General features: G+C 72.3%; 28 protein-coding genes. 10 read left to right on the forward strand and 18 right to left on the reverse strand.

Annotated elements, in window-relative coordinates; genetic code table 11:
* Nucleotides 1-31 precede the first annotated feature (31 nt).
* The gene (locus tag ACZ7OU_RS15835; protein WP_470255525.1) at nucleotides 32-1,171 is read right to left on the reverse strand and encodes an MFS transporter; all 1,140 of its coding nucleotides are present in this window, start codon (nucleotides 1,169-1,171) and stop codon (nucleotides 32-34) included.
* Nucleotides 1,172-1,225: 54 nt separating this feature from the next.
* On the opposite strand from ACZ7OU_RS15835, the gene ACZ7OU_RS15840 reads away from it, so the two are divergent.
* Entirely contained in the window at nucleotides 1,226-1,594 is a 369-nt protein-coding gene (locus tag ACZ7OU_RS15840) for a MerR family transcriptional regulator (RefSeq protein WP_470255526.1), read from the forward strand.
* 58 nt (nucleotides 1,595-1,652) lie between these two features.
* Here ACZ7OU_RS15840 and ACZ7OU_RS15845 read toward each other — a convergent pair whose 3' ends face one another.
* A complete protein-coding gene (locus tag ACZ7OU_RS15845) occupies nucleotides 1,653-1,790 on the reverse strand; it encodes a hypothetical protein (RefSeq protein WP_470241219.1) in 138 nt (45 codons plus the stop codon).
* 400 nt (nucleotides 1,791-2,190) lie between these two features.
* On the opposite strand from ACZ7OU_RS15845, the gene ACZ7OU_RS15850 reads away from it, so the two are divergent.
* On the forward strand, nucleotides 2,191-2,367 hold the full coding sequence (locus ACZ7OU_RS15850) for a hypothetical protein (protein ID WP_470255527.1): 177 nt from the start codon (nucleotides 2,191-2,193) through the stop codon (nucleotides 2,365-2,367).
* A gap of 210 nt (nucleotides 2,368-2,577) precedes the next feature.
* On the opposite strand, the gene ACZ7OU_RS15855 is transcribed toward ACZ7OU_RS15850, so the two are convergent.
* Both ACZ7OU_RS15855 and ACZ7OU_RS15860 read right to left on the reverse strand, forming a co-directional pair.
* A complete protein-coding gene (locus ACZ7OU_RS15855; RefSeq protein ID WP_470241217.1) occupies nucleotides 2,578-3,534 on the reverse strand; it encodes a LuxR C-terminal-related transcriptional regulator in 957 nt (318 codons plus the stop codon).
* A 152-nt stretch (nucleotides 3,535-3,686) separates the two neighbouring features.
* Nucleotides 3,687-4,112, reverse strand: a complete 426-nt coding sequence (locus tag ACZ7OU_RS15860) for a DUF5709 domain-containing protein (protein WP_470241216.1) — start codon at nucleotides 4,110-4,112, stop codon at nucleotides 3,687-3,689.
* A gap of 97 nt (nucleotides 4,113-4,209) precedes the next feature.
* Here ACZ7OU_RS15860 and ACZ7OU_RS15865 point away from each other — a divergent pair, with 97 nt between their 5' ends.
* On the forward strand, nucleotides 4,210-5,040 hold the full coding sequence (locus ACZ7OU_RS15865; RefSeq protein WP_470241215.1) for a cyclase family protein: 831 nt from the start codon (nucleotides 4,210-4,212) through the stop codon (nucleotides 5,038-5,040).
* Here the strand turns inward: ACZ7OU_RS15865 and ACZ7OU_RS15870 are convergent.
* The 4 genes from ACZ7OU_RS15870 to ACZ7OU_RS15885 form a co-directional block, all read right to left on the reverse strand.
* Nucleotides 5,037-7,337, reverse strand: a complete 2,301-nt coding sequence (locus ACZ7OU_RS15870; RefSeq protein WP_470241214.1) for a putative bifunctional diguanylate cyclase/phosphodiesterase — start codon at nucleotides 7,335-7,337, stop codon at nucleotides 5,037-5,039. The genes ACZ7OU_RS15865 and ACZ7OU_RS15870 overlap by 4 nt on opposite strands.
* Before the next feature lie 97 nt (nucleotides 7,338-7,434).
* The gene (locus ACZ7OU_RS15875) at nucleotides 7,435-8,250 is read right to left on the reverse strand and encodes an ABC transporter permease (RefSeq protein WP_470255528.1); all 816 of its coding nucleotides are present in this window, start codon (nucleotides 8,248-8,250) and stop codon (nucleotides 7,435-7,437) included.
* Nucleotides 8,240-9,145 (reverse strand): ABC transporter ATP-binding protein, encoded by a 906-nt coding sequence (locus ACZ7OU_RS15880; RefSeq protein WP_470255529.1) that lies wholly within the window; start codon nucleotides 9,143-9,145, stop codon nucleotides 8,240-8,242. The genes ACZ7OU_RS15875 and ACZ7OU_RS15880 overlap by 11 nt, the downstream gene beginning before the upstream one ends.
* The gene (locus tag ACZ7OU_RS15885) at nucleotides 9,042-9,596 is read right to left on the reverse strand and encodes a hypothetical protein (RefSeq protein ID WP_470255530.1); all 555 of its coding nucleotides are present in this window, start codon (nucleotides 9,594-9,596) and stop codon (nucleotides 9,042-9,044) included. Before ACZ7OU_RS15885 ends, ACZ7OU_RS15880 begins: the two co-directional genes overlap by 104 nt.
* A gap of 150 nt (nucleotides 9,597-9,746) precedes the next feature.
* Here ACZ7OU_RS15885 and sigJ point away from each other — a divergent pair, with 150 nt between their 5' ends.
* Nucleotides 9,747-10,619 (forward strand): RNA polymerase sigma factor SigJ, encoded by an 873-nt coding sequence (gene sigJ, locus ACZ7OU_RS15890; RefSeq protein WP_470255531.1) that lies wholly within the window; start codon nucleotides 9,747-9,749, stop codon nucleotides 10,617-10,619.
* Here sigJ and ACZ7OU_RS15895 read toward each other — a convergent pair.
* Entirely contained in the window at nucleotides 10,531-11,310 is a 780-nt protein-coding gene (locus ACZ7OU_RS15895; RefSeq protein WP_470255532.1) for an SDR family NAD(P)-dependent oxidoreductase, read from the reverse strand. The two genes, sigJ and ACZ7OU_RS15895, sit on opposite strands and share 89 nt — an antisense overlap.
* Nucleotides 11,311-11,371: 61 nt before the next feature.
* Between ACZ7OU_RS15895 and ACZ7OU_RS15900 the strand changes: the two genes are divergently transcribed.
* Both ACZ7OU_RS15900 and ACZ7OU_RS15905 read left to right on the forward strand, forming a co-directional pair.
* Nucleotides 11,372-12,004 carry a TetR/AcrR family transcriptional regulator gene (locus tag ACZ7OU_RS15900; RefSeq protein ID WP_470255533.1) on the forward strand — a complete coding sequence of 211 codons (633 nt, stop codon included), beginning with the start codon at nucleotides 11,372-11,374 and terminating at the stop codon, nucleotides 12,002-12,004.
* 400 nt (nucleotides 12,005-12,404) lie between these two features.
* Nucleotides 12,405-13,220, forward strand: a complete 816-nt coding sequence (locus ACZ7OU_RS15905; RefSeq protein WP_470255534.1) for a hypothetical protein — start codon at nucleotides 12,405-12,407, stop codon at nucleotides 13,218-13,220.
* On the opposite strand, the gene ACZ7OU_RS15910 is transcribed toward ACZ7OU_RS15905, so the two are convergent.
* Complete coding sequence (locus tag ACZ7OU_RS15910) at nucleotides 13,190-15,895, reverse strand: hypothetical protein (protein ID WP_470255535.1); 2,706 nt, start codon at nucleotides 15,893-15,895, stop codon at nucleotides 13,190-13,192. The genes ACZ7OU_RS15905 and ACZ7OU_RS15910 overlap by 31 nt on opposite strands.
* Before the next feature lie 361 nt (nucleotides 15,896-16,256).
* Here ACZ7OU_RS15910 and shbA point away from each other — a divergent pair, with 361 nt between their 5' ends.
* Nucleotides 16,257-16,886: an RNA polymerase sigma factor ShbA gene (shbA, locus tag ACZ7OU_RS15915; protein ID WP_470242386.1), complete on the forward strand. Its 630-nt coding sequence runs from the start codon at nucleotides 16,257-16,259 to the stop codon at nucleotides 16,884-16,886.
* 3 nt (nucleotides 16,887-16,889) lie between these two features.
* Here shbA and ACZ7OU_RS15920 read toward each other — a convergent pair whose 3' ends face one another.
* Entirely contained in the window at nucleotides 16,890-17,192 is a 303-nt protein-coding gene (locus tag ACZ7OU_RS15920; RefSeq protein ID WP_470241205.1) for a cupin domain-containing protein, read from the reverse strand.
* A gap of 20 nt (nucleotides 17,193-17,212) precedes the next feature.
* Complete coding sequence (locus ACZ7OU_RS15925; protein WP_470255536.1) at nucleotides 17,213-17,710, reverse strand: sigma-70 family RNA polymerase sigma factor; 498 nt, start codon at nucleotides 17,708-17,710, stop codon at nucleotides 17,213-17,215.
* A 156-nt stretch (nucleotides 17,711-17,866) separates the two neighbouring features.
* Between ACZ7OU_RS15925 and ACZ7OU_RS15930 the strand changes: the two genes are divergently transcribed.
* Nucleotides 17,867-18,220 (forward strand): VOC family protein, encoded by a 354-nt coding sequence (locus ACZ7OU_RS15930; protein WP_470255537.1) that lies wholly within the window; start codon nucleotides 17,867-17,869, stop codon nucleotides 18,218-18,220.
* Here the strand turns inward: ACZ7OU_RS15930 and ACZ7OU_RS15935 are convergent.
* Nucleotides 18,207-18,842, reverse strand: a complete 636-nt coding sequence (locus ACZ7OU_RS15935) for a hypothetical protein (protein WP_470255538.1) — start codon at nucleotides 18,840-18,842, stop codon at nucleotides 18,207-18,209. The genes ACZ7OU_RS15930 and ACZ7OU_RS15935 overlap by 14 nt on opposite strands.
* A 32-nt stretch (nucleotides 18,843-18,874) precedes the next feature.
* Between ACZ7OU_RS15935 and ACZ7OU_RS15940 the strand changes: the two genes are divergently transcribed.
* Nucleotides 18,875-19,645: an IclR family transcriptional regulator domain-containing protein gene (locus ACZ7OU_RS15940; protein WP_470255539.1), complete on the forward strand. Its 771-nt coding sequence runs from the start codon at nucleotides 18,875-18,877 to the stop codon at nucleotides 19,643-19,645.
* Here the strand turns inward: ACZ7OU_RS15940 and ACZ7OU_RS15945 are convergent.
* From ACZ7OU_RS15945 to dctA, 4 genes are read right to left on the reverse strand one after another with little or no spacing between them, the layout of a single operon-like run.
* The gene (locus ACZ7OU_RS15945; protein ID WP_470255540.1) at nucleotides 19,642-20,451 is read right to left on the reverse strand and encodes an amidohydrolase family protein; all 810 of its coding nucleotides are present in this window, start codon (nucleotides 20,449-20,451) and stop codon (nucleotides 19,642-19,644) included. The genes ACZ7OU_RS15940 and ACZ7OU_RS15945 overlap by 4 nt on opposite strands.
* The gene (locus ACZ7OU_RS15950) at nucleotides 20,451-21,251 is read right to left on the reverse strand and encodes an SDR family NAD(P)-dependent oxidoreductase (protein WP_470255541.1); all 801 of its coding nucleotides are present in this window, start codon (nucleotides 21,249-21,251) and stop codon (nucleotides 20,451-20,453) included. The genes ACZ7OU_RS15945 and ACZ7OU_RS15950 overlap by 1 nt, the downstream gene beginning before the upstream one ends.
* Nucleotides 21,248-21,751: a carboxymuconolactone decarboxylase family protein gene (locus tag ACZ7OU_RS15955; protein WP_470255542.1), complete on the reverse strand. Its 504-nt coding sequence runs from the start codon at nucleotides 21,749-21,751 to the stop codon at nucleotides 21,248-21,250. Before ACZ7OU_RS15955 ends, ACZ7OU_RS15950 begins: the two co-directional genes overlap by 4 nt.
* A gap of 13 nt (nucleotides 21,752-21,764) precedes the next feature.
* On the reverse strand, nucleotides 21,765-23,078 hold the full coding sequence (dctA, locus tag ACZ7OU_RS15960) for a C4-dicarboxylate transporter DctA (RefSeq protein ID WP_470255543.1): 1,314 nt from the start codon (nucleotides 23,076-23,078) through the stop codon (nucleotides 21,765-21,767).
* A gap of 124 nt (nucleotides 23,079-23,202) precedes the next feature.
* Here dctA and ACZ7OU_RS15965 point away from each other — a divergent pair, with 124 nt between their 5' ends.
* A complete protein-coding gene (locus ACZ7OU_RS15965) occupies nucleotides 23,203-23,742 on the forward strand; it encodes a TetR/AcrR family transcriptional regulator (RefSeq protein ID WP_470255942.1) in 540 nt (179 codons plus the stop codon).
* A gap of 44 nt (nucleotides 23,743-23,786) precedes the next feature.
* On the opposite strand, the gene ACZ7OU_RS15970 is transcribed toward ACZ7OU_RS15965, so the two are convergent.
* Nucleotides 23,787-24,152: an RNA-binding S4 domain-containing protein gene (locus ACZ7OU_RS15970; RefSeq protein ID WP_470255544.1), complete on the reverse strand. Its 366-nt coding sequence runs from the start codon at nucleotides 24,150-24,152 to the stop codon at nucleotides 23,787-23,789.
* Nucleotides 24,153-24,284: the final 132 nt, after the last annotated feature.

Here is a 24,284-nt window from a genome sequence, read left to right on the forward strand (position 1 = left end):
GGGCGGGAACCCGCCCGGGCCCTTCGTCCACTCAGGACGCCACCGGGAACCCGTGCCGCCGGGCGCCGAGCACCACGGCGAGCACCGGGACCAGGAGCACGAGCAGCGTCCAGGGGAACGCCGTCGGCCCGGCGGCGTCGAGCAGGACGCCGCCGAGCACGCCGCCCGCGGCCATCGCCGCGTTCCACAGCGTGACGAGCATGGCCTGCGCGTTGTCGGCCGCGTCGCCGCCCGCGTTCCCGGCGGCGGTCTGCAGGAGGGTGGGGACGCCGCCCCAGCCGAGGCCCCACAGCGCGACGGCGGCGTAGACCAGCGCCGGGCTGCCCGCCGCGGTCGCCAGGAGCGTCGCCGCCACCGCCACGAGGATCGTGCTGAGCACGGTGAGCACGCGCAGCGCGCGGTCGATGCGCGCGCCGACGACCCAGATCCCGGCCATCGACGCGACGCCGAAGACCAGCAGGACGACGTCGACCGCGCCGCCCATCCCGGCGTGGCCGAGGAACGCGGCGACGTAGGTGTAGAGCACGGTGTGGGCCAGCACGAACACCAGCGTCACGGCCAGCACGGGCGCGACGCCCGGCACGGTGAGCGTGCGCAGGACCGGCACCCGGCCGCCGGCCTGTCCGGGCTGGTCCGGGACCCGCGCGGCGATCCAGCCGAGCAGCACGACGGCGATCACCGACATGACGCCGAACGCCGAGCGCCAGCCGAACAGGCCGCCGAGGAACGTCCCGGCCGGGATGCCCAGCGAAAGCGCGAGCGGGATGCCGGCCATCACGACCGCGATGGCCCGGCCCTGGTTGTCCGGCGGCGCGAGCCGGCGCGCGTACCCGGCCAGCAGCGCCCAGACGACGCCCGCGGCCACCCCGGCGACGAACCGCGCGACCATGGTGAGCGGGTAGTCGGCGGACAGCGCCGTCACGGTGTTGGCGACGGCGAACCCGCCCACCCCGGCCAGCAGCAAGCGTTTGCGGGGCCAGGCCGCGGTGGCCGCGGCGAGGGGGATCGCGGTGAGGGCCGTGCCGAGGGCGTAGACCGTCACGGCCTGGCCCGCCGCGGACTCGCCGACGCCGAGGCCCGCGCTCATGCCGGGCAGCACGCCGGCGGGCAGCGCCTCGGTGAGCACGGTGACGAACGCGGCGGTGGTGAGGGCGAGGAGTGGGCTTCTCATGCCGTTATGCTCGAACCTTCACATACGTGTGAAGGTCTACGTGAGGTGGCGCACATGCGGATCGGGGAGCTTTCGGAGCGCACCGGCACGGCCCGCCGGCTGCTCAGGTACTACGAGGAGCAGGGGCTGATCATCGCCGCGCGCGGGGCGAACGGCTACCGCGACTACGATTCCGCGACGGTCGATCGCGTGATCCAGGTGCGCGGGCTGCTCGACGCGGGGCTGCCCACCCGGATCATCAAACAGATCCTGCCCTGCCTCGACAAGCCCCGCGCGATCTACTTCCCCGACGCGACCCCGGAGATGATCGCGACGCTGGAGCAGGAGCGCGACCGGATGGAGCGCCGAGCGGAGTGCCTGCTGCGCAACCGGGACGCGATCGCCGAGTACCTCGACGCGGTGCGCGAGTACAACCCGGCTTGACCTCGGTTGTGTCGCGTTCGGCGCCCGGTTCGGCGTGGGGCGTTTGCCGCCGGGCACGCTAGCCGGGTGGGTCGTCGGCGGTGCGGCGGACCTGGACCCAGTGCAGCGTGTCGGCCTCGGGCCACCAGCCCACGGGCTCCGGCCGGGGCCGCGCACCCTCCTCGGCCCACCAGCGCGGGGGCGCGTCCTCACCCATGCCCCGACGGTAGGAGCGCACCGCCCCGCGCGCACCGGTCGAGGGCGGCCAACGTCCGGTTCCGGCCGGGCCGGGGTCGCTCCGCCGGCTTTCATCCGCTCGTCTCCGGCGAACCGGCGGCACCGGGGACGTGGCTCGTGTGCCGGTGGGGTGCCCGCTCGGCAGCGGGCTCGGGCGCGAGCGGCAACGCCCGGAGGTCGTCCGGACCGCGCCAGGCTGGTCTCCCGGACCGCGCCCGGGCCGGTCGTCCGGACCACGCCGGCCCGCTCACCCGGACCGAGCCGCCCCGCACCCGGGCGGACGGTGGCCGGAAGCGGACAGTGGCCGAACCCGCCCCTGCCGGTGCACAGGGCCCCCGCCCTAGGTTGGCCTGGGAAGATCACCTCGGGGAAGGACGAACATGCGCAAGCGAGCCTGGGCCGGTCTGGCCGCGGCACTCGTCGGAGTGGCGGCGTTCGGCGCGCTGACGGCGCCGGCGGCTTCGGCGGCGGCCGGCAGTGGCCCCGTCGGCAAGCCGAGGCCGATCTGCGTGTGGATCTGGACCGGCGGGCCGCCGGAGTGCCGGGAGCTTCAGTAGCGGCCGGGCCTCAGCCCAGCCAGCCCAGCCTCAGGCGCAGCGCAGCCCGGGCCTCAGCCCAGCCGGCCCAGCCGGGTCGCCGCGAAGACGGCCGCCACTCGGTTGTCCGCCTGCAACGGCTCAGGCGCTGGCCCGGCCAGGGCTCCGGCCAGGTCAGCCTTCATCCCCGCAGCGGCCCAGCCCAGCCTCAGGCGCAGCGCAGGCCGGGCCTCAGCCCAGCCAGCCCAGCCGGGTCGCCGCGAAGACCGCCGCCACTCGGTTGTCCGCCTGCAGCGCCTCCAGCAACCCCTGTACGTGCCGGCGGACCGTCCGCTCGCTCACGTCCAGGTGCCGCGCTATCGCGCCGTCCGTCATGCCCGTCGCCAGCAGGTCCAGGACCTTCGCCTGGGTCGGGGTCAGACCGTGGCGCGGCTGCGACGACGGCCCCTGCACCGCCACCGCCTGGCTCCAGACCAGCTCGAACAGCATCCGCAGCGATGCCACGATCGTCGGGCTGCGGATGAACAGCGCGCCCTCCATGCCGCTCGGGTCCAGCGGGACCAGTGCCGAATGGCGGTCCGCGATCACCATCTTCATCGGCAGCTCCGGCGCCACCCGCATGGTCCAGCCCGCCGCCACACTCGCGTCGACGACCGCCTTCGCGCCTTCGAACTCCAATGCCGCGCGCTCGTAGACGTTGCGGAGGACGACTCCGCGCTCGGTCACCGCGTCCGGGAGGCGCATCACCGTGCTCGCGTCCGGCTTGCGCTTGAAGTGGTGCGTCGTGAACGTCAGGAACTCCTCGCGCGCGGACAGGCACAGCTCCAGCGACAGCGAGCCGATGCGCCGCGGGTCGGTCAGCACCTCGACCGCCGCGTCGCCGCCCGAACCGTTCGCCGCCCGGTACACCGCCTGCAGCACGTCGAGCTGCTGGCGCGCGGCGACGATCTGCCGCTGCTGCTCCAGCAGCTGCTGCTGGGCGCCCAGGATGGCGTGGTCGACCGCGCGCACCGGCTCCATCGGCGCGATGACCGGGTCTTCGCGGTAGTCGTGACGCACGAACCCGCGGTCGAACAGCTCCCGCATCTCCGGGCTCTCGGCCCGCGGGTCGTCCATCGGTAGCGGCCCGGTGCGCACCATCGTGTCGTACAGCGCGCCCGCGCCGGGTGTCAGCAGCCCTTCGAGCATCCCGTGTCCCCTTCCGGCAGCGCGGGCGGGTCCGGCCGGATCCGGACATGACCGCTCTGCCGCCTACCCCACGCGCCGGACGGGGGAAAGGATTAGGCCGCTCGCGAAATCGGGGCCGGACTCGTCGTGGGGGTGGGTCCGGCCCCGTCACGTCACCAGCGCCGCGACGGGTCGATCACGTGGACGGCCGCTTCCTCGGCCGACGCCGCGCCGCCGTCGATGCCCGCGTCGGACGCGTACAGCTCTTCGTCGGTGTCCGCGCCGAAGCCCTCGTCCGTGGCCACCAGACGGCCCGCGCGGACGTCGCCGACCTCGTCGTCGATCAGCTCGCCGTCGGAGTCTTCGCTGTCGCCGAGGCCGTCGCCGTCGTCGCCGGAAGCGAGGTCCGGTTCTTCGCGGGCCAGCCGGCCTTCCCAGCTCTCGCCTTCGGCGGCCTCGCGCGCGGTCGTGCCCCACTCTTCGGTGCCCCGCGGGCGTTCCGGCGGTGAATAACCCTCCGCCTGCTCGTCGCGGTCGTCCAAAGTGTCCTCGGGGTCGAGGATGCCTTCGTCGGCGTGGTCTTCGATGTCGTCGTCCATGCGTCCATCCTCGCGCAACTCCTTGGCCCCGCGCGGCTCGGGTGATATCACCGAGCAGGCCGCCGTCCGGGCGGTGTTCCGGTGAAAGGTGATCCCCATGCCGATGAGACGCAGGGTGCTGGCCGCGGGGCTGGCCGGGGTGTTCGGCGCCGCGGTGTCCGGGCGGACGGCCCAGGCCGCCCAGCCCGCGACGCCGCCGGTGCGGCTGGACCAGCTGAACCTGGTCAACCTGTCGCACGTCAACGACCCCGCCACGACCAACGTGTTCCCCGGCGACCCGGCCTTCTCGCTGGAAACCATCGCCACGATCCCCGACGACGGCTACTACCTCCAGTTCGTCCGCGAGGGCGAGCACACCGGCACGCACTGGGGCGCGCCCGGCCACTTCAACACCGGCCAGCCCCTGGCCGACGACATGGACCCGGCGGACCTGTTCCGGCCCGCGGTCAAGATCGACGTGAGAACGAAGGTCAAGCACAACCCCGACTACGGCGTGACGATCGACGACCTCAAGGCGTGGGAGAAGAGCCACGGCCGGATCCCCGACGAGTCCGTCGTGGTGCTCTGGACCGGCTGGGACGCCAAGTGGGGCACCCCGGCCTACCCGAACACCGACGCGGACGGCGTGCTGCACCAGCCCGGCTTCTCGATCCCGGCGGTCCAGTGGCTGATCGACACCGGACGGCTAGGACGTAGAGGAGGAACCGGCACCGACACGTTCAGCCCGGACGTCGGCACCGACGAGACGTACACGGTGTCGAAGCTCGTCTACCAGCGGCACCGGATCAGCCTGGAGATCCTGGCGAACCTGAAGGCCCTCCCGACGACGGGCGCCTGGGTGCTCGCGGGCGGCCCGATCAACCGCAAGGGTGCTGGCTCGACGGCGACGATCTTCGGCGTCCTCCCACCCGGGGTCCGCGCGGACTAACCCGCGGGGATCGCCGAGAGACGCAGTGCCGAAAGCGGCGCGGGGCGGCCGTACAGGTAGCCCTGCGCCGTGGTGCACCCCGCCGCGATGACCAGCGACGCCTGCTCGGCCGTCTCGATCCCTTCGGCCACGACGTCCAGCTCGAGGTCCGCGCACAGCCCGACCAGCGACCGGCACAGTGCCGCGTCCCGCTCCGGCTGCACTCCCGTCGTCAACGCCCGGTCCAGCTTGATCAGGTCGACCGGCAGCGCGTGCAGCACCGTCAGCGAGCTGTACCCCGCGCCGAAGTCGTCCAACGCGACCCGCACGCCGAGCGCCTGCAGCCGCCGGATCGCGGCCGCCCCCGCCGCCAGGTCGGGCACCGGCACCGTCTCGGTGATCTCGACGACGAGCCGGGACGCCGGCAGCCGGTAGCGCTCCAGCGCGGACCCGACGCTCTGCTCCAGCGCGGCCGCGCCGAGCCGGCTCGCGCACACGTTGACGTGCACCGTCAGGTCCAGCCCGGCCGCCGTGATCTCGCGGCACGCCAGGTCCAGCACCAGCGCGTCCAGCTCGGCGCCGAGGCCCGCGCCCTCGGCCGCGCGGACGAACGTCTCGGGCGAGACCGCCGTGCCGTCGCGGGTGGTCCAGCGGGCCAGCGCCTCCACGGCCACCGGGGTCTCGTCGGCCAGCCGGACGATCGGCTGGAACACCAGCCCGAAGCCGTCCGGGATGCCGCCCTTCGCCCGGCGCAAGGCGGACGGGAAGTCCGGCGGCCCGTCCTGCGACGGGCGGTAGACGACGGTCGTGTCCTTGCCCAGCCGCTTGCCCGCGTACATCGACGTGTCCGCGCGGCCGAGCAGCACGTCCGACGTCACCAGCGGCTCGGCCGGGTCCGGCACGACCAGGCCCATGCTCGCGCGGACCGGGACGAGCGTGCCGTGCACCGCGAACGGCCGCCGCAGCGCGCCCTGGATCCGGTCGGCGACCGCCTGCGGCGCGTCCAGCTCGCCCTCCAGCAGGATCGCGAACTCGTCACCGCCCAGGCGCGCGACCGTGTCGCCCGCGCGCACGCAGCTCAGCAGCCGCTGCGCGACGGCGTGCAGCAGGACGTCGCCGCCGGCGTGCCCGAACCGGTCGTTGACCTCCTTGAAGTCGTCCAGGTCGACGAAGATCAGCACGAGCGTGCGGTCGGTGGACTCCACGGCCCGGTCCAGCCGGTCGGCGAACAGCGCGCGGTTCGCGAGCCCGGTCAGCGGGTCGTGGTAGGCCTGGTGGGTCAGCTGCTGCTGCCCGTCGTAGACCCGGCGCAGCAGCAACCTGTTGTCCAGCAAGGAAAGCAGCTGCCGGGCGAGCACGAGGAACACCACCAGCACGCCGACGACCACCTCGACGCCGTCCGGGCCGGCGCCGGCCAGCAGCTGCCCGGTGATCAGCAGCGCGACGGCGGTGACCGGGACGTAGGGCAGCGCCAGCTGCCACCAGTCCACGCCGCCCACCGGGCCCGCCTCGTCGTGCCGCCGCTGACCCGGCGTCACCAACAGGGCGAAGGCGATGAACAGCGGCCCGAGCACGAATCCGCCGTCCGACCACGGCTTCATGCTCTCCGCGCCGATGCTGACCAGGTAGGCGAACACGCTGTCGGACGCGGCGAGCGCGACGATCCCGACGGCGGCCAGCAGCAGGTTCTTGCGGTAGGGCCGGTCCACCCGGTCGAACACGACCAGCAGCACGGCGACGACCACGATCACCAGGTCCGACAGCGGGTAGGAGATCGCGACGGCCCAGGTCAGCTTGTCCGGCGCGGTGGCCCGGACCAGCTGCCCGAGCGCCGCGGTCCAGGTGAGGATGAACAGCGAGCCGGTGACGATCAGGCCGTCGAGCACCACCGCGACGCCGAAGTGCGCCGTCCACTGCGCGGGCTCGAAGCGTTCGCGGTCCGGCCGGATCCGCGCGCGGGCCAGGACGAACAGGGCGGCGAGCGCGAACACCGGGAAGCTGAGGTAGCCGACGTCGGCCAGCGACGGCGACGGCAGCCCGCGCCCGTCGATCAGCTGGTACCAGGACCAGACGCACTGGCCGAGCGACCAGCCGGCCATGCCGATCGCGACGAGCACGCGCCACCAGCGCTGGTGCCCGCGGACGCGGCGCGCGAGCAGGACGCCGCAGACGACCGCGCCGACCCCGGCGCTCAGCTGCATGGCGTCGTCGATCCAGAGGGCGAAGGTGTCGCCCCAGAACGCGAAGCCGTTCACCACGACCAGTGCCACCGTGACGACGACGAGCAGGACCGCGACTGGGTACCGCCGCACTGTCATGGCACCTCACGTGGGTCACCCGCCGGTCGGACCGGCAAACACTACACCGGACGGACGCGTGCCCCGGCTCACCGCACCGGTGGCCGGTACCCCCTCATCAGGCGATGTCGCGGCGGTGCAGCAGCCAGGCGCCGAGCACGCCGAAGGCGACCACGTACGCGGCCAGCACGGCGGTGGCCTGCGCGGACCCGACGATCGGATCGACGCCCGGTGCGCTCGCCCCGAACGCCGCCGCGAGCGCGCCCGCGTTCGGCCCCGGCAGGGCCTTCTGCAGCTGCGCGACCCAGTCCAGCAGCGGCGCGGCGATCGACGCGAGGAGGTTCTGCACGGCCAGCAGCCACACCAGACCGAGCCCGATCGGCAGCGCGACCGACCGCAGCCCGATCGCGAGGACCACGCCGAGCGCGCCCCACATCGTCGTGACGAGCCAGCCGGCGCCGAGGCCGAGCAGGACGTCGGACACCGCGGGCCAGACCGGCGGCCGGTCCTTCAGCGACGCGACGAGCACGCTTGCCCCGGCGGTCGCCGCGAACAGCGCGAGCACCACGGCCAGCGCTCCGATCGCGACGGTGACCAGCTTCGCGGTGAAGACGGCGACACGCGACGGGTGCTGCACCAGCACGGTCTTCCAGGTGCCGTAGCCGTATTCGCTGCCCGCGACCAGCACGCCGAAGATCAGCGCGAGGGCGCCGACGAAGATCGGCAGGCCGCCCAGCGCACTGCCGATGAACGCCCCGGGCAGCATCCCGTCGAGCCCGCGGCCGGAGCCCGGGGGACCGGCGGCGCCGCTCAACCCCGCGTACGGGACGGCGTAGCCGAAGGTCAGCGACAGCACGACGGCGACGGCGAGCAGCAGCCAGCTCGCCGGGCGGCGGGCCTGCTTGGTCAGCTCGGCACGGATGTCACGCAGCATGATCGGTACCTCCGGTCAGGGCGAGGAAGGTCTGTTCCAGGTCGGGTTCGTGCCAGCGCAGCTCGGTGACGGTGATCCCGGCGCCGACCAGCTCGGCGTTGACCCGCCCGGCCGCACCGGGGTCGACGTCCAATTCGAGGGCCTTCCCTTCGACGCGGACGCCGCCGTAGAGCCGGCTCAAGTGGTCACGGGCCCGCTCGAGCGGCTCCGCGACGACGCGCAGCGCGCCGCCCGCCCGCAGGTCCTCGACGGTGGTTTCGCTGACGAGCCGGCCGTGGTCGAGCACGCCGACGCGGTCGCAGATCTGCTCGACCTCGGCCAGCAGGTGGCTGGACAGCAGCACCGTGCAGCCGTCGGCGGCGAGTTTGCGGAGGGTGACCCGCATGTCCGCCATGCCGGCCGGGTCGAGGCCGTTGGTCGGCTCGTCGAGCACGACCAGCTCGGGCTCCTTCAGCAGCGCCGCGGCCAGGCCGAGCCGCTGCTTCATGCCGAGCGAGTACGTCGAGTACTTGTCCTTCGCGCGGTCGGCGAGGCTGACGACGTCGAGCACGGCGTCGACGCGCGTGCGCCGCACGCCGGCGTGGTCGGCGAGGACCCGCAGGTTGGCCCGGCCGGACAGGTACGGGTAGAAGGCCGGGCCTTCGATCAGCGCGCCGACGCGGGCGAGGCTGCCGGGCCCCGGTTCGGCGCCGAGCACCCGGACGCGGCCGGAGGTCGGCCGGATCAGGCCGAGCAGCATCCGCAGCGTGGTCGTCTTCCCGGCACCGTTCGGGCCGAGGAAGCCGTACACCTCACCGGCGCGCACCGACAGGTTCAGGTCCTCGACCGCGGCGGCCGGTCCGTAGCGCTTGGTCAGTGCGGTCGTTTGAACGGGCAGAGCGACGGGCAGGGTCATGGGATTCCTTCCGGACGCGGCCCCACGGCTTGAAGACCGAGAGCACGCTGGCGAACAGCAAGAGCGTCGGAGCGACGACGACGGGGTAGAGCAGGCCTTCGGGGTGCTCGACGGCCTCGGCGATCCCGGGCCGCAGCGCGAACAGGATCAGCAGCGCCATGACGACGTTGACGGTCAGCTTCACCGCGACCCACCAGTACCGGACGAGGCCGTACTTGCTCCCGAGCCCGAGCACGGCCCCGCTGGCAAGGGTGAGCAGCGCGGCGATCAGCATCGGCCAGACGGCGAAGAGGTCGAGCGCCCGCAGGCTGGTCGCGACGACGGCGGCGTCGCCCGAGATCAGCGCCGTGCAGACCAGGATGCCGAGCACGGCGTCCATCCCGATCCACAGACCCGCCGAGACGATGTGGGCCACCAGGTACCACTTCCGGGCCCGGGGCTTGAGAGTCATGGCTCCTCCTTCTGGGATGGCTCCATGGTGGTGACCGGGGACGCCGCGGTCGTCCGCCGACGTACGGCACTTGCGGCTACGCCGGAGCGCGTACGCCTGTCACAGATCGCCGCCGGGATTCGTCAGGGGCGTGTGAGCGAGAACGACGTGATGACCGAACGGCCGCGGCTGATCGGGATCGCCTACCGGCTGCTGGGTTCGCTGAGCGACGCCGAGGACGTCGTCCAGGAGGCGTACGGCCGGTGGTACGCCCTGCCCGGGCGGCAGCGGGACGCGATCGACCGGCCGGGCGCGTGGCTGACCACGGTCGCGAGCCGGATCTGCCTGGACGTCCTGGGCTCGGCGCGGGTCCGCCGGGAGCGGTACACCGGCGAGTGGATCCCGGAGCCGGTGCCGTCGGACAGCCTCACCGACCCGGCCGAGCTGGCGCTGCTCGACGAGTCGATCACGATGGCGTTCCTGGTCGTGTGCGAGGCGATGACCCCGGCGGAGCGGGTGGCGTTCGTCCTGCACGACGTCTTCGGCTACCCGTTCGCGGAGGTGGCTTCGATCGTGGGGCGTACGCCGGCCGCGTGCCGCCAGCTCGCGTCGTCGGCCCGTCGCCGTCTTCGTCCCGCTCCGGCGCCTTCGCCCGCGCGGAGTGCTTCCGTCGTCCGGGCGTTCAAGGAAGCCTGGGAGGCCAAGGACATCGCGGGCCTGGTCGGGCTGCTGGACCCGTCGGTCGTCGCGGTCGCCGACGGGGGTGGGCTCGCCAGCACGGTGGCGCACCCGGTCGCGGGCGCGCAGCGGGTGGCGCGCTACACCGTGCAGATCACCGAGCGGGTGCCGGCGATGACGCTGTCGGAGCGGGTGGTGAACGGCCGGCCCGGGCTGGTGGCCTCACGCGACGGCGTGGTCGAGACGGTGCTCGCGTTCGACGTCGCCGGCGGCGTGATCAGGCGGATCTGGGCCGTGCGGAACCCGGAGAAGCTCCGGCCGTGGCGGCCGGCGGCCCGCCGTCGACCGGCAGGCCGGCCCCGGTGACGAACTGGGCGGCGTCGGAAGCGAGGAACACGACGGCGTCGGCCAGGCCGGTGCCCTCGCCGAGCCGGCCGGCGTCGGGGTAGACGCAGTTGACGCGCACGTCGTAGCCGAGCTTCCCGGCCTCCGCCGCGGCCACCCGGGTCAGCCGGTCGACCGCGGACTTCGACGCGGAGTAGGCGGCGGTGCCGGGGACGGCGGTGGTCGCGGCGACCGACGCGATGTTGACGACCGCGCCGCCCTTCCCGGCCGCGCCGCCCGGGCGCATCACGCGGAAGGCGTGCTTGATGCCGAGCGCGGTGCCGAGGACGTTGACGTCGAGCATCCGCCGCAGGCCGGCCGGGTCCAGGTCGGCGAGCGGGCCAGGAAGCTCGACTTCGGCGTTGTTGACCACGATGTCCAGGCCACCCAGCCGGGCGATCGTCTCGGTGACGGCCCGCTCCCAGCTCGCGTCGTCGGTGACGTCGAGCCGGACGAACGCGGCGCCGCTCTCGCGGCCGAGCTCCTCCCGGGTGCCGGCGACCACCACGGCGGCCCCGGCGGCGGCCAGTGCCGCGGCGAGCTCGGGGCTGTCGCCGGTGACCAGCGCCGCGCGCCCGGACAGGTCGTGCCGCCCCATGAACTCCTCCTCCTCGAGCGGGTCGGCGCCCAGCATCGTCAAGGCCTGGACAGTCGTCAAGAGTCTCTTGGACACTCGTCAAGGAAAAGCTGGTCATAGACTGGACCCGGCAACCACGAAGTGACGGACGGTGCACGTGACTGAGGCGAAGGAGCGGACCCGGGACCGGATCTCGCGCCGCCAGGTGGACAAGTTCGCCGACCGGCGGGCCGAGCTCGCGGCGTCGGCGCTGCGGACGCTGGCCGAGCTCGGCTACGCGCGCACCAGCCTGCGGGAGATCGCGCAGAACTCGGAGTTCTCGCACGGCGTCCTGCACTACTACTTCGCCGACAAGGTCGACCTGCTGACCCACTGCGTGCGGCAGTTCGAGGAAGTCTGCGTCACCCGGTACGACGAGCTCGTCGCCCGCGCGCGGACGGCGCCGGACCTGGAACGCGACTTCGCGGCGGCGATGGCCGCGACGCTGCGCGCGGACGCCAAGATGCACCGGCTCTGGTACGACCTGCGCAACCAGAGCCTGTTCGAGGAGTCCTTCCGCGCCGACGTGCTCGAGATCGACCGACGCCGCGAGGAGATGATCCACCACGTCGTCGCGCGCTACGCCGAGCTGGCGTCCGCGCCGGCGGTGGTGCCGCAGGCCGTCGCGTACGCACTGCTCGACGGCTTGTTCCAGCAGGCCCTGCTCCGGCACCTGGCCGGCGAGGTGGACGCCGCGGCCGGGCTCGAACGGGCCGTCCCGTCCGTGCTGGCGCGCATCGTGGCCGCCTAGCGGCTCAGGCCGTTCGTGCGTCGTTTCGACACTTTCGACACGACTGCGAGCCGGGTCGGTCTTTGGTGGGCGCGAGTGCCGGCTCGCGTTCCGGTGATTTCCCGCGCGAAATCGGCGAGGCCCGTCAAGAATGCGGCGGATAACGATCCGTTTTCCGCGCCATGATCGACTGGACATCGGCGTCGGGGCTGACGAATATTGATGCCCGTGCGGGAACGGCGAGGGAGGAACAGTGGACCTCAGTGCGGCGGACGTGGTCGGCGAGCTGAAGGTCCTGCGCAAAGGGAGGGGAATTTTCACCGCACAGCTCGCGGATCGCGTCGGACCCGCTTTGCGTGCCACATGTGGCATTTTGGAAGATGACGACTCCGTGGAGATGAGGCGTAAACTCACGGACCGATTGCGCCCACTCGTCGAGTCGTTGCCGGACGATCTGAAGATCGCGCTGCGGGCCGCGTTCGCACTGGACGAACGGGCGCGGAAGCCGTTCTACCAGGAACGGGTCCACTGGGCGGCGATCACGCTCGACCGCGACGACCGGACGGTCCGGCGGCGCATCGACGAAGGAATCGAGCAGGTCGCGGCAATGGCCGTGGCGGCCGGTGCGCCGGAACTCCGGCCGCGCTATCCGAGCCGGAGTTGGCACACCGAAGAACTGCGCGTCACGCTCGCACTCGACCAGCCGGTGGCCGAGGCGTTCGAATTCCGTCGCGTGGTCGCCGACGCGGACGAAATCGCCGAGCTCGACCTGGCACTGACGCTCACCGCGGCCGGCGAATCCGGTCATTCGGTGCGTGCGTCCGATCTGGTGGTCGATGTGTTCCACGGCGGAGTGCTCGCCGGCCGGGCGATGGAGTCGAGCGACCGGGTGGGGCTGTCCTTGCGGTTACCGGAGCCGTTGCGGCGGGGTGAGCGCCACGACGTCGGACTGCGAATCCGGGCGAACATGCGGGAGCCGCATTACATCTGCGTGCCGCGGCACCCGTGCGATCTGTTCGACCTGCACGTCCGGTTCGGCGACCGGGTGCCGGACCGGATCGTCCGGCTGGAGAAGGCGTTCCAGAACGACACGCGGTCACCGCGCGGCGCGGTGCTGGAGACCGACGACGCGGGCGAGGTGCACGTCCGGTTCCGGCACCTGGCGCCGGGTTTCGCGTACGGGATCCGCTGGCAGCCGGCCGGCGCTCAGGGCCAGACGACCCGCTCGAGGGCGTGAAGCGCGGAGACGAACGGTTCGGGCAGCCGCACGACCTGCTTGGCGGCCCGCGCTTTGGCGGAGAGCCCGGGACTGGCGCCGGTCTCGGCGTCCCGGGCGGCGTCGTCGACGAGTTTCGTGGCGCGGCTGAGCGGGCCGCGTCCGCTGAGGGCGAGCGCGAGCCCGAGGTCGAGGCGGGTCTCGAGGGTTTCCGGGTGGGCCCGGCCGAGGAGGCGGATCTGCGGTTTCCGGATGGTTTCGAGCAAGTCGGCTTGGCGGTCGAACTCGCGGAGCCGGGCGTGGGCGAGGCCCAGGGCGTGGCGGACCCGGTGGTGCAGCCGGTGTTCATCGCCCAGTACTCGGCGGATGACTTGTTCGGTCTCGGCTAGCTTTTCGAGCGCCTGCCGGGGTTGGCCGAGCAAGGCCCGGCCGGCGTGGACCGCCGCGGTCAGCGTCAGGGGGCTTTCGAGGCCGTATCGCTGGGTGTAGGTCGTTTCGAGGTCGGTTGGGTTGTGGTCGAGCAGGTCGGCGTCGGCCCGGATCAGGTCGGCGTCCGGGCCTGTGGTTCCGGCCGCGACGTCTCGTGCTCGCTCGGGATGACCGGCTTGGAAGAGGTTGCGGGCGTACTCGAGGGTCAGTGCGTCGCGGATCGGGCCGGGGTCGGTGAGCGCGGGTTCGAGGAGGGCGATGGCGTCCTGGGGGTGGCCACGGAGTCGGCGGGCTCGTGCGGCGCGGTATCGCTCGGTGTTGGTGGTGGGGAGGTGGGCGTCCCAGAAGATCCGGTCGGCTTCGGCGTAGTGGCCTTGTCCGTCGAGGGCTTGGGCGGCGAGGAGGGCGGCGTCGTGGTGACCGAGAGCTTGGCGCGCGTGCCCGAGGGCTTCGGCGTCGAGCCCACAGGCGAGTTCGACCCGCGCCGCGGCGGCGAAGTCGGCGGAGGTCGCTTCGCCGGTCGAGAGGATGGCGGCATGGATCTCACCGGCGGTGATGGGGTCGCCTTGGGTTTCATGAGCGGCGGCGAGGGGCCGTAGGAGGGCGACCCGGTGGGTAGGGCAGTGGTCGGCTAGGGCGCGGGCGTGCTGAAGCAGAAGGTATCGGCGGCCGCCGGGGACGGGATCGGGGCGGGGATCGCCGCCGCTGGCCAGGCTGCTGCTCGCTGCTTCCGCGGCGGGCGCTTCGAACTCGCCGCCGGGTGCGGCGTTGCGGGTCGCGGCTGGCTCTCCGAACTCGCCGCCGCCGGGCAAACCGCCGGGCGCTTCGAACTCGCCGCCGCTGGGCACGGCTTCGCGGGTCGCGGCGGGTGCTTCGAGCTCGCGGCCGTCGGCTTGGCCGCCAGGTGTTCCGAACTCGCTGCCGCCGGCCAAGCGGCTGCGTGCGGCTTCCCCGGCCGGTGCCTCGAACTCGCTGCCATCGGCCGAGCGGCTGCGTGCGGCTTCCTTGGCCGGTGCCTCGAACTCGCCGCCGGCCAAGTCCTTGCGCGCCGCTTCTGCAGCCGGGTCTCCAGGCTCGCCGCCGGGTGCGGCGTTGCGGGTCGCGGCTGGCTCTCCGAACTCGCCGCCGCCGGGCAAACCGCCGGGTGCTTCGAACTCGCCACAGTCGGCCAAGCCGTCGAGCACCGCCTCCGCCGCTCGCTCCGCCTCTGCCGCCCCGAACTCGCCGCAGGCCACCTCCACCGCGAGGGCCTGGAGCCGCAGGTTCCCCTCCACCCAAGTCGCGAACCCCCGCGCGACAAGCTCCTCCGCCGCGGCCCCGAACGCAGCCACCTCCGGCGGGACCGGCGCCGGAGCCAGCACCCCGCCCAACCGCAACAACTCACACGCCGGCCCACCCAAAAGCCCCAACCCTTCCCGGATCGCATGAGGCGCAGTGTCCGGCAGAGCCCCCAACGACGCCCCAGACCGCACCACGAACGCCGCAGCCCGCAGCGTCATCGGATGACCATCACAGCGAGCGACAAATCCCGCGTCCCGTGACCCGAGCAGCCGCATACCCTCCTCGACCGGCAAACCCGGCACCTCCACCGCCGCCCCCTCCCAACGAACGCGCCGGCTCGTCAGCAACGTTCGCACCCGGTCCGACTCCAGCACCACCCGATCGAGCACTCCCGGTGGCAGCCCCGCCGGGACGTCGTCGACCACGACCAGCACCGGCACACCCGTACCGCCGAGCCGTGCACACAACCGGTCGAAGCCGAGCCCCGACGTGCCCGCCGCCGTTGCGAGGGCCAGGTGGAACTGCGGGAGGAAGTCGTCCGGGTCGAGGTGGCCGAACGGGCCCGTTCGCAGCACCCGGCCCCCGAACCGGCCGACCAGGCCCGCGTACTGCTCGGCGAGCGTTGTCTTCCCGATGCCCGCCGGGCCGCGGAGCAGCACCGCCCCGCGCGCGACGAGTTCGCGGTGGACGGTTCCCAGCAGCGAACGCCCGGGACCCGACTCGACCGCGGAACGAACCCGCCGGACGAGGTCCGGGAGCGGTTCTCCCGGAATCATCGTCAGCACCCGGTCCGTGCTCAACCCCGGCGGAAGATCGGTGAGCAGAACGCGCGCACCCGTGCTCAGGTCGAAATCGTCGAACGGATTACCGCGGAAAACGCTCAGCCCGTCGGCGCGCAGTGCTTTCTCCACCTGATCGGCCGCCGCGGAACACAGGAACACGTCGAACCGGGCGGCGGCCGCCGCGGGGGTCCCGGTGGCGTTCAATGGGTGATCATGGCTTCGGTTCCTGACAGTCGGGTCGAGTCACGCGCCAAGGATCGGAACGGAGCGCGAATTCGCTACCGGACACCCCGGATCGGCAGGATCTGTCCACTATTTGACCCGTGTGCCGGGGGTGACCGCCGGGTAACACCACTGGGCCGTTTCTGATTAACGGACAATATCTTGACAAGAACCACACCGCTGCAACGTTGCTGGTCAGCGGCTCGATTACTCCGGTTGTCGGACCGGGAATCGTGGGATGCGAACAGGAGAATCGTCCCAGGACCAGTGTGGTCTTTTGTGGGCGACGGGTTACCCGAGAGCGGTCCGGTGGACGATGCGAGGAGGGAAACCCGTGGACACCATGATGGCGGAGACGGCGGTCGAAGGCTACGTCGTGCTCGACGAGCTGCCGCGGCCGGACGGGAAGCTGACGAAGGAACAGCTCGACCCGTTCGTGGCCGCGGCGCGCGCCGGCGACCCGGACGCCGTGCAGACGCTGCTGCGGCTCATCAAGCCGACGGTCGTGCGCTACTGCCGCGCCCGGATCGGCGGGCGCGACCTGTCGTACCTCTCGGCCGACGACGTCGCGCAGGAGGTCTGCCTGGCGGTGCTGAAAGTGCTGCCCGGCTACCAGGACCGCGGCGGTTCGTTCCTCTACCTCGTGCGGGCGATCGCGGCGAACAAGGTCGCCGACGCGTTCCGCTCGGTGGCGCGCGACCGGTCGAAGCCGGTGCCGGAGCTGCCGGACCGGCCACTGGGCGGCAACGAGCCGGAGAGCCACGTGCTCGACATGGACCTCGGCGCCCGGCTGGGCCGGCTGATGGCGTCGCTGCCGCCGCTGCACCAGGAGATCCTGTCGCTGCGGATCGTCGTCGGCCTGTCGGCGAACGAGACGGCGGAGGCGCTGGGCATCTCCGCCGGCAACGTCCGCATCACCCAGTACCGCGCGCTGACGAAGCTGCGCGGCATGATCCCCGACGGCGGGCTCTGAGCGTCACTCCAGCCATTCGGTGATGAAGTGGTCGCTCTCGTGGATGTGCACGGCCTCGTAGACCCCGGGGCCGAGCACGGCGAACTTGTGCGCGGTGCCGGCCGGGACGACCAGCACGTCCCCGGCGCCGCCGTCGCGCTCCTCGTCGCCGATGGTGAACCGGGCCCGTCCCCGGATGATGACGAACGTCTCCGCGTACGGGTGCCGGTGCAGCCGCGGCCCGGACCCGACGACGTCGCTGCTTTCGCGGATGACGGAGATCCCGGACCCGACGTCGCGTCCTTCGAAGTTCTCGCTGTCGCTCACCCCGCCAGCGTAGCGCCGGCTCAGCCCTCGACGGCCTTCCTCAGCTGGCCGAGCGCCCGGTGCTGGGCGACGCGGACCGCGCCCGCCGTCGACCCGACCACCTCGGCCGTTTCGTCCGCCGACAGGCCGGCGACCACGCGCAGCACCACGATCTCCCGCTGCTTCTCCGGCAGGACCCGCAGCAGCTTGCCCATGCGTTCGCCCAGTTCGCGCTGCAGCGCGTGGTGCTCGGGGTCCATCGAGGGGTCGGCCTCCTCGGGGATCTCGGCGACCGGCTCGGCCAGGTGCCGCGCGGCGGCCTTGCGCGCGGCCGTGACGTGCTGCCGCGCGATGCCGCACACGAACGCGGGGAACGACCGCTCCGGCGACCACCGGGGCAGCGCCCGGAGCACCGCGATGCAGACGTCCTGCGCGACGTCGTCGGCCATTCCCGCGTCGAGGCGGGCGCGGCAGTACCGCACGACGAGCGGCCGCGCCGCGGCCAGCAACCGCTCCGGGGCATCCACTGCGGTGATCAAGGTTCCCCTCCGTCCGGCGGGGTACTACCCGTTTTCCGCCCGGACCGATCGGCGCCGGGCGAATTCCCCGTTATATCCGGGAAACCCGCGCGCGGGACATCGATCCCGAGGTCAACGCCCGAGATGACCATCGCCCCGGCGTGGCACGCTGGGCGCATGACCTTCGGCCTGCACCACGTCCAGCTGGCCATCGAGCCGGGCAGCGAAGAACGCTGCCGCGCCTTCTACGTCGGCGTCCTCGGCATGACCGAGATCCCGAAGCCGCCCGCGCTCGCCGGGCGCGGCGGGCTCTGGCTGCGGGCCGGCGGCCTCGAGCTCCACCTCGGCGTCGAGCCGGACTTCCGGCCCGCCCGCAAGGCCCACCCGGGCATCCTCGCCGACGACCTCGACGCGCTGGCCGACCGGCTGCGGGAGCACGGCGTGGAGTGGGACGACGGCTTCCCGGGCCACCGCCGCTTCTACACCCACGACTGCCTGGGCAACCGGCTGGAGTTCCTCACTCCGGAATGACCGGAGTGATCGTGCGGTGGTGGCCGAACACCCGCCGCTCGCGCCGCGTCACCGCCTTCATCACGGAGGCACGCGCCGGCGTGCTGGTCGCCTCCCGGTACTCCGGCGTGTCGAACAACCCGACGTCCGAGATCTCGTGGAACGCCAGCAGCGCCGGGCCGTCGCCTTCGAGCAGCCGGTAGCGGCGGGTGCGGTACCAGCCCGGCAGCCGGTGCAGCAGCGGCACGTGCTCCTCGCGGTACCACGCGTCGAGGCCGGCTTCGTCGGTCGTCGACAGCGCGACGCACACCACGACCGGCGCGGCGGGACCGGCCGGCCCGGCGTCGTCGAGCAGCCCGTAGACCCGCCGGTCCAGCGTCGCCAGCCGCCGGACGACGTCCTGTTCGCGCGGGCTGCGGCGGCGTGCCACCTCGTAGGCGGGGCTTTGCAGCGCGTCCGTGTCCAGCTCGTACCAGGCCAGCCACGTCGGCACCGCGCCGTCGAGGGCCCGGTAGCGGTGGCCGGTGCGGATGCCGGGGACGCGCAGGCGGGCCGGGGCGTGCTCGTGGTCGTACCAGTCGTGGAACTCCGCCTCCGGCACGTCGCCCGGCTCGGCGAACACGAACAGTAGTCCTTCGGTCATCGGGTAGTGTCCCAGGAAATCGAGGAGGGGCAGTGTCGCGCGAAGATCCGGACGTCATCGATTCGGTGGAGAAGGCGCTGCGGCTGCTGCAGAGCTTCTCCGGCGAGGCGCCGGCGATGAGCGTCAGCGAAGCGGCCGCGGCCACCGGCCTGACCCGCGCCACCGCGCGCCGGCTGCTGCTGACCTTCGAACGGCTCGGGTTCGCCGAGACCGACGGCCGCCGCTTCCAGCTCACCCCCCGCGTCCTGCGGCTCGGCTACGGCTACCTGGCCGCGCTGCCGTTCTGGGAACACGCCCAGTCGCACATGCGGGCGCTGTCCGACGAGGTCCGCGAGTCCAGCTCGCTCGCCACGCTCGACGGCGGCGAGATCGTCTACGTCGCCCGCGTGCCCGCGTCGCGGATGATGACCATCACCTTCAACGTCGGCTCGCGACTGCCCGCCTACCCGACGTCGATGGGCCGCGTGCTGCTCGCCGCCCTGCCGGCGGCCGAGCTGGAGTCCTATTTGGACCGGACCGAGCTGAAGCGGCTGACGGACCACACGATCACCGGCCGCGCCGCGCTGGAGGCCGAGCTGGCCCGGGTCGCCGAGCAGGGGTACGCGCTCGTGGACGGCGAGCGCGAGGAAGGCGTCCGGTCGGCCGCCGCGCCGGTCCGCAACGCCGGCGGCGGGGTGATCGCCGCGCTCAACGTCTCCGCCAACGCCGCCCGCGTCTCGGTCGAGAAGCTGCGCGAGGAGTTCGTGCCCCGGCTGCTCGAGACGGCCGACGCGATCACCAAGGACATCGCGGGCCTGCACTAGGCGAACCCGAAGCAGCGGACGGGGTTTTCGACGAGCAGTCGCCGCCGCTCTTCGTCCGAAAAGGACGCCAGAACGTGCACCAGGTCGGCGTCGTCGGGATCGAACCCGTGGGTGTTCGGGTGCGGGAAGTCCGTGCCCCACAGGACGCGCTCGGGCGCGTGGGCCACGAGCAACCGCATGAGCGCGAGAGAATCCGCCAGCGACGGCGGCGCGGTCGCGATCCGGTCCGCGCCACTGAGCTTGACCCAGACGCTCCCGGTGTCGAGCAACCGCCGCAACGCCGTCACCGAGGAGCTGTCGAGCCCGGATCGGAGGTCCACCCGGGCCATGTGGTCGACCACGACGGTCAGCCCGAGGCCGCGCACCAGCTCGCCGTGGTCGGCGATGCCGGTGCCGGCCACGTGCAGGGCGATGTGCCAGTCGTACGGCGCGATCTTGGCGACGATCGCCCGGATGGTCTCGGCCGAGGGCGCCGGGCCCAGGTGCGGCAGGAAGTGCAGCCGCGCGCCGCGGACCCCGGCTTCGTGCAGCCGGGCGATCTCGGCGTCGGGCGTCTCCGGCGTCACGAGCGCGACACCGCGGTAGTCACCGGACGCGAGGGCGTCCAGCAGCGCCGAGTGGTCGGTGCCGTGACACGCCGACTGGACGATCACCGCGCGCTCGAACCCGAAACGCCGGTGCAACTGCTGGAGATCTTCCTTCGGCGCTTCCGGCGGAGTGAACGTCCTATCGGGAGCGTAGGGGAAGACGTCCGTGGGCCCGAAGATGTGGCAGTGCGCGTCGCAGCTGCCCGGGGGCAGGATCATCAGTCGCACCTCGCCGTCATGCCGCCGTCGACGACGATCTCGGTCCCGGTGACGAACCGGGCTTCGTCGGAAGCCAGGAACAGCGCGGCGTACGCGGTGTCGCGCCCGTCGCCCGTGAACCCGAGCGGGATCCGGGCCTGCCGCCGTTCCAGCAGCGTCTCGACGTCACCGCCTTCGCGCTGGTTCGCCAGCCGGGCCTCGACCATCGGCGTGTGCAGCTGCCCGGGGACGACGGTGTTCGCGCGGATCCCGTCGGGCGCGTGCTGCACCGCGAGCACCCGCGACAGCTGGATGACGCCGGCCTTCGCCGACGCGTACCCGACCTGGGCCGAGCCGGTCCAGCGGATCCCGGACGTCGACGCGGTGTTCACGATGGACCCGCCGCCCTGCTCGCGCATCACCGGGATGACGTGCCGGCAGGTGAGGTAGACGCTGGTGAGGTTGTAGTCCAGCTGGGCCGTCCAGTCCTCTTCGGACAGTTCGGCCGGGCCGCCGGGACGCGAACCGCCGACGTTGTTCACCAGGATGTCCACGCGGCCGAACGTCTCCTGGCACGCCGCGACCGCGCCGGCCACCGACGCACTGTCGGTGACGTCGCAGGTGTGCGTGTGGACAGTCCCACCGTCCGAAGTGATCAGGGAAACGGTCTCGGTGAGCGCGTCCGGCTTCAGGTCCACAGCGAACACTTTCGCACCTTCGCGCGCGAACAGCACCGCGGCGGCGCGGCCGTTGCCCCAGCCGGGCCCGACGCTGCCCGCGCCGGTGATGAGCGCGACCTTCCCCGCGAGCCGGCCGGTCATTCCCGCCCCACCTCCAGGGCCACGAGGAACCGCGAAACCATGTTGTACGCGGCGACCGTCACGCTCAGCTCGACGACCTGCTGCTCGTCGAAGTGCGGTTCCAAGGCCTCGAACACCGGCTGGTCGACGGCGATCTTCTCGGTCATCGCGTCGGTGTAGGCGAGCGCGGCGCGCTGCCGGTCGTCCAAAGCGGACGGATCGCCGCCGCGCAGCGCGGCGAGCTGCTCGTCGGTCATCCCGGCTTCCCGGGCGACCGGCTCGTGCGCCGTCCATTCGTAGGCCGCGCCGTTGAGCTCGGCGACGCGCAGGACGGCGAGCTCGCGGACGTCCGCGGGCAGGGTCGAGGCGCCGCGGACCGCGCCGAGCAGGCTGTTCCAGCCGTCGGCGAGCGCCGGGCTGTGCAGCAGCATGCCGTCCAGCGGGGTGAGCCGCCCGCCGCGCCGCTGCCGGATGCGGTCGGCGACCTCGCCGCCATCGTGGCTGTAGCCGAGCCTGGCCAAGGTGTCTCCCTTCTCAGACCGCGACGGTGGTCGCGGGTTCGGTGGGTTCCGGGGTCTTGCCGTCGAGCACCGTGCGGGCCCGCGCGAGGTCGAGCACGCCTTCCCAGCGGCTCACGACGATGCTGCCGAGCAGCTGCCCGCACAGGCTGACGATGCCGCGCATGGTGGAGAGGAAGCGGTCGACGCCGAGGATGAGCATGATGCCCGCGACCGGGACGACCCCGGTGGTCGACAGCGTCGCGGCGAGGATGACGAACCCGGCGCCCGCTACTCCGGCGCTGCCCTTCGACGTGATCATGAAGACCGCGAGCAGCGCGATCTGCTGCCACAGCGAAAGGTTCACGTCGAAGGCCTGGGCAATGTAGAGCGAGGCGAAGCCGAGGTAGAGGCAGACACCGTCGCCGTTGAACGCGTACCCCGACGGCACGACCAGCCCGACGATCCGCTTCGGACAGCCCAGGTTCTCGAGCTTCTTCATCAGCTGCGGCATCACGACCTCGTAGTTCGCGGTGCCGAGGGTGATCAGCAGCTCGTCCTTGAAGTACCGGTACAGCTTCAGGACGCGGATCCCGCACAGCCGCGCGACCGCGCCGAACACCAGCAGGCAGAACAGGATCCCGACGACCCAGAACAGCAGCACGACCCCGCCGAGGCTGGCCAGCGTGGCGACGCCGAACTTGCCGGTGGTGTAGGCCATCGCGCCGAACGCGCCGAGCGGGGCCAGGTACATCACCAGCCGCACGATGCCGAACGTCGCCTCGCCGACCCGCTCGATCCCGCGCAGCAGCGGCGCGCCGCGTTCGCCGAGGGCCTTCAGCGCGATCGCGAACAGGATCGAGATCAGCAGCACCTGCAGGACGTTGCCCTCGGTGAACGCGCTGACCACCGTCTTCGGGATGATGTTGACCAGGAAGTCGTACCAGTGCTGGTTTTCCCCGGTCTGCACGTACTGCTGGGCGCTGCCGGAGAGCTTGAGCGACGCCGGGTCGGCGTGGATGCCGGCGCCGGGACGCAGCAGGTCCATCACGACCAGCCCGATGAGCAGCGCGATCGTGGTCAGCACCTCGAAGTAGACCAGCGCCTTGACCCCGACCCGCCCGACGCTGGCCAGCTCGCCCGCCGACGCTATGCCGGTGACGATGGTGCAGAAGACCACCGGCGCGATCAGCATCTGGATGAGCGCGATGAACCCGGTCCCGACCGGCTGGAGCGCGGCGCCGACGCCGGGTGCGGCGAAGCCGAGCACCGCCCCGAGCACGATCGCGACCAGCACGGTGACGTAGAGCTTGGTGGTGAAGGCACTGCGCAGGACTGATCGCGTCGACATCATCGTCTCCGTCTGTTCGTCTGGCGTACGTTTGCGCGACTGACGTACACATCCTGGGTGACGACTTCGCCGCGGTCAACCCCCGGACAGCTGTCCGGTTGGCTACGCTGACGACGTGACCCCGATGCGAGCCGACGCCGAACAGAACCGCGAGCGGATCCTCGAGGTCGCGCGCGTGGCGCTCAAGGCGTCGAGCGCCGCCTCGCTGCAGTCCATCGCGAAAGCGGCCGGCGTCGGCCAAGGCACGCTGTACCGCCACTTCCCGAGCCGGGAAGCGCTCCTGCTGGCCGTCTACCGACACGACGTCGAGGAGCTGATCGACGCGGCGCCGTCCCTGCTCGCCGAGCACGCACCCGTCGAAGCGCTGCGGCTCTGGTTCGAGCGCCTGGCCGCCTACGGCCGGATCAAGCACGGCGTCGGCGAGGCCGTCGAAGCCGCGACGCGCGCCGACCTCTCCGGCGAGTACTACGCGCCGACGTGCGCGGCGATCACCCTGCTGCTGGACGCGGGGAAGCGGGCCGGGACGCTGCGCCCGGACGTCGGCGCCGAAGATATCCTGCAGCTGGTCGGTTTCCTCTGGCGCTCCGATTTCGGGGCGGACCGGGAGGCACGCACCGCGCATTTGCTGACGCTGGTGCTGGACGGCTTGAAACCGCAGTCTTGAGACGACCGACTCATTTCACCGTGAAATGAGTCGGTCGTGGCGAATCAGGTGTCCTGCTGCCGGAACGCGTCCAGCACGCGACGCTCCCTTTTGGTCGGCCGGCCCGCGCCGCGGTCGCGCCGGGCGAGCGGGATCGCGGTCTCCGGCGGCGGCTTCGGCGTCCGGTCCACGAAGCACGTCGCCGCGTCCGGCGCGCCCACGCGTTTCTGGATCACCCGTACCACGTCGAGGATCCGGGTCGTCCCGGCGATGCGCAGGCGGACTTCGTCGCCCGGCACCACGGTCGTCGCGGGCTTCGCGGGTTTGTCGTTGACGCGCACGTGACCGCCCCGGCACGCCGCCGCGGCGTCCGGACGGGTCTTGGTCAGCCGGACCGCCCAAAGCCAGCGGTCCACTCGGGTCGACTCCATCGTCGTCCATCATGGCCCATTCAGCGGAATCCTCGCGCAACCCCGGGAGGTTACTCGCCGGTATATGTCGACTTGTCTGCACCACTGAGTTATAACCTGTTCTAATATACCTCAACGGTGAGGACTATCGCA

It is taken from the genome of Amycolatopsis sp. NPDC114505, from assembly GCF_055633615.1.

Coding starts and splice junctions, on each gene's coding strand:
- ACZ7OU_RS15835 (WP_470255525.1), bottom strand. CDS start 1,171: ATGAGAAGCCCACTCCTCGCCCTCACCACCGCCGCGTTCGTCACCGTG.
- ACZ7OU_RS15840 (WP_470255526.1), top strand. CDS start 1,226: ATGCGGATCGGGGAGCTTTCGGAGCGCACCGGCACGGCCCGCCGGCTG.
- ACZ7OU_RS15845 (WP_470241219.1), bottom strand. CDS start 1,790: ATGGGTGAGGACGCGCCCCCGCGCTGGTGGGCCGAGGAGGGTGCGCGG.
- ACZ7OU_RS15850 (WP_470255527.1), top strand. CDS start 2,191: ATGCGCAAGCGAGCCTGGGCCGGTCTGGCCGCGGCACTCGTCGGAGTG.
- ACZ7OU_RS15855 (WP_470241217.1), bottom strand. CDS start 3,534: ATGCTCGAAGGGCTGCTGACACCCGGCGCGGGCGCGCTGTACGACACG.
- ACZ7OU_RS15860 (WP_470241216.1), bottom strand. CDS start 4,112: ATGGACGACGACATCGAAGACCACGCCGACGAAGGCATCCTCGACCCC.
- ACZ7OU_RS15865 (WP_470241215.1), top strand. CDS start 4,210: ATGCCGATGAGACGCAGGGTGCTGGCCGCGGGGCTGGCCGGGGTGTTC.
- ACZ7OU_RS15870 (WP_470241214.1), bottom strand. CDS start 7,337: ATGACAGTGCGGCGGTACCCAGTCGCGGTCCTGCTCGTCGTCGTCACG.
- ACZ7OU_RS15875 (WP_470255528.1), bottom strand. CDS start 8,250: ATGCTGCGTGACATCCGTGCCGAGCTGACCAAGCAGGCCCGCCGCCCG.
- ACZ7OU_RS15880 (WP_470255529.1), bottom strand. CDS start 9,145: ATGACCCTGCCCGTCGCTCTGCCCGTTCAAACGACCGCACTGACCAAG.
- ACZ7OU_RS15885 (WP_470255530.1), bottom strand. CDS start 9,596: ATGACTCTCAAGCCCCGGGCCCGGAAGTGGTACCTGGTGGCCCACATC.
- sigJ (WP_470255531.1), top strand. CDS start 9,747: ATGACCGAACGGCCGCGGCTGATCGGGATCGCCTACCGGCTGCTGGGT.
- shbA (WP_470242386.1), top strand. CDS start 16,257: ATGATGGCGGAGACGGCGGTCGAAGGCTACGTCGTGCTCGACGAGCTG.
- ACZ7OU_RS15930 (WP_470255537.1), top strand. CDS start 17,867: ATGACCTTCGGCCTGCACCACGTCCAGCTGGCCATCGAGCCGGGCAGC.
- ACZ7OU_RS15935 (WP_470255538.1), bottom strand. CDS start 18,842: ATGACCGAAGGACTACTGTTCGTGTTCGCCGAGCCGGGCGACGTGCCG.
- ACZ7OU_RS15945 (WP_470255540.1), bottom strand. CDS start 20,451: ATGATCCTGCCCCCGGGCAGCTGCGACGCGCACTGCCACATCTTCGGG.
- ACZ7OU_RS15950 (WP_470255541.1), bottom strand. CDS start 21,251: ATGACCGGCCGGCTCGCGGGGAAGGTCGCGCTCATCACCGGCGCGGGC.
- dctA (WP_470255543.1), bottom strand. CDS start 23,078: ATGTCGACGCGATCAGTCCTGCGCAGTGCCTTCACCACCAAGCTCTAC.
- ACZ7OU_RS15965 (WP_470255942.1), top strand. CDS start 23,203: ATGCGAGCCGACGCCGAACAGAACCGCGAGCGGATCCTCGAGGTCGCG.
- ACZ7OU_RS15970 (WP_470255544.1), bottom strand. CDS start 24,152: ATGGAGTCGACCCGAGTGGACCGCTGGCTTTGGGCGGTCCGGCTGACC.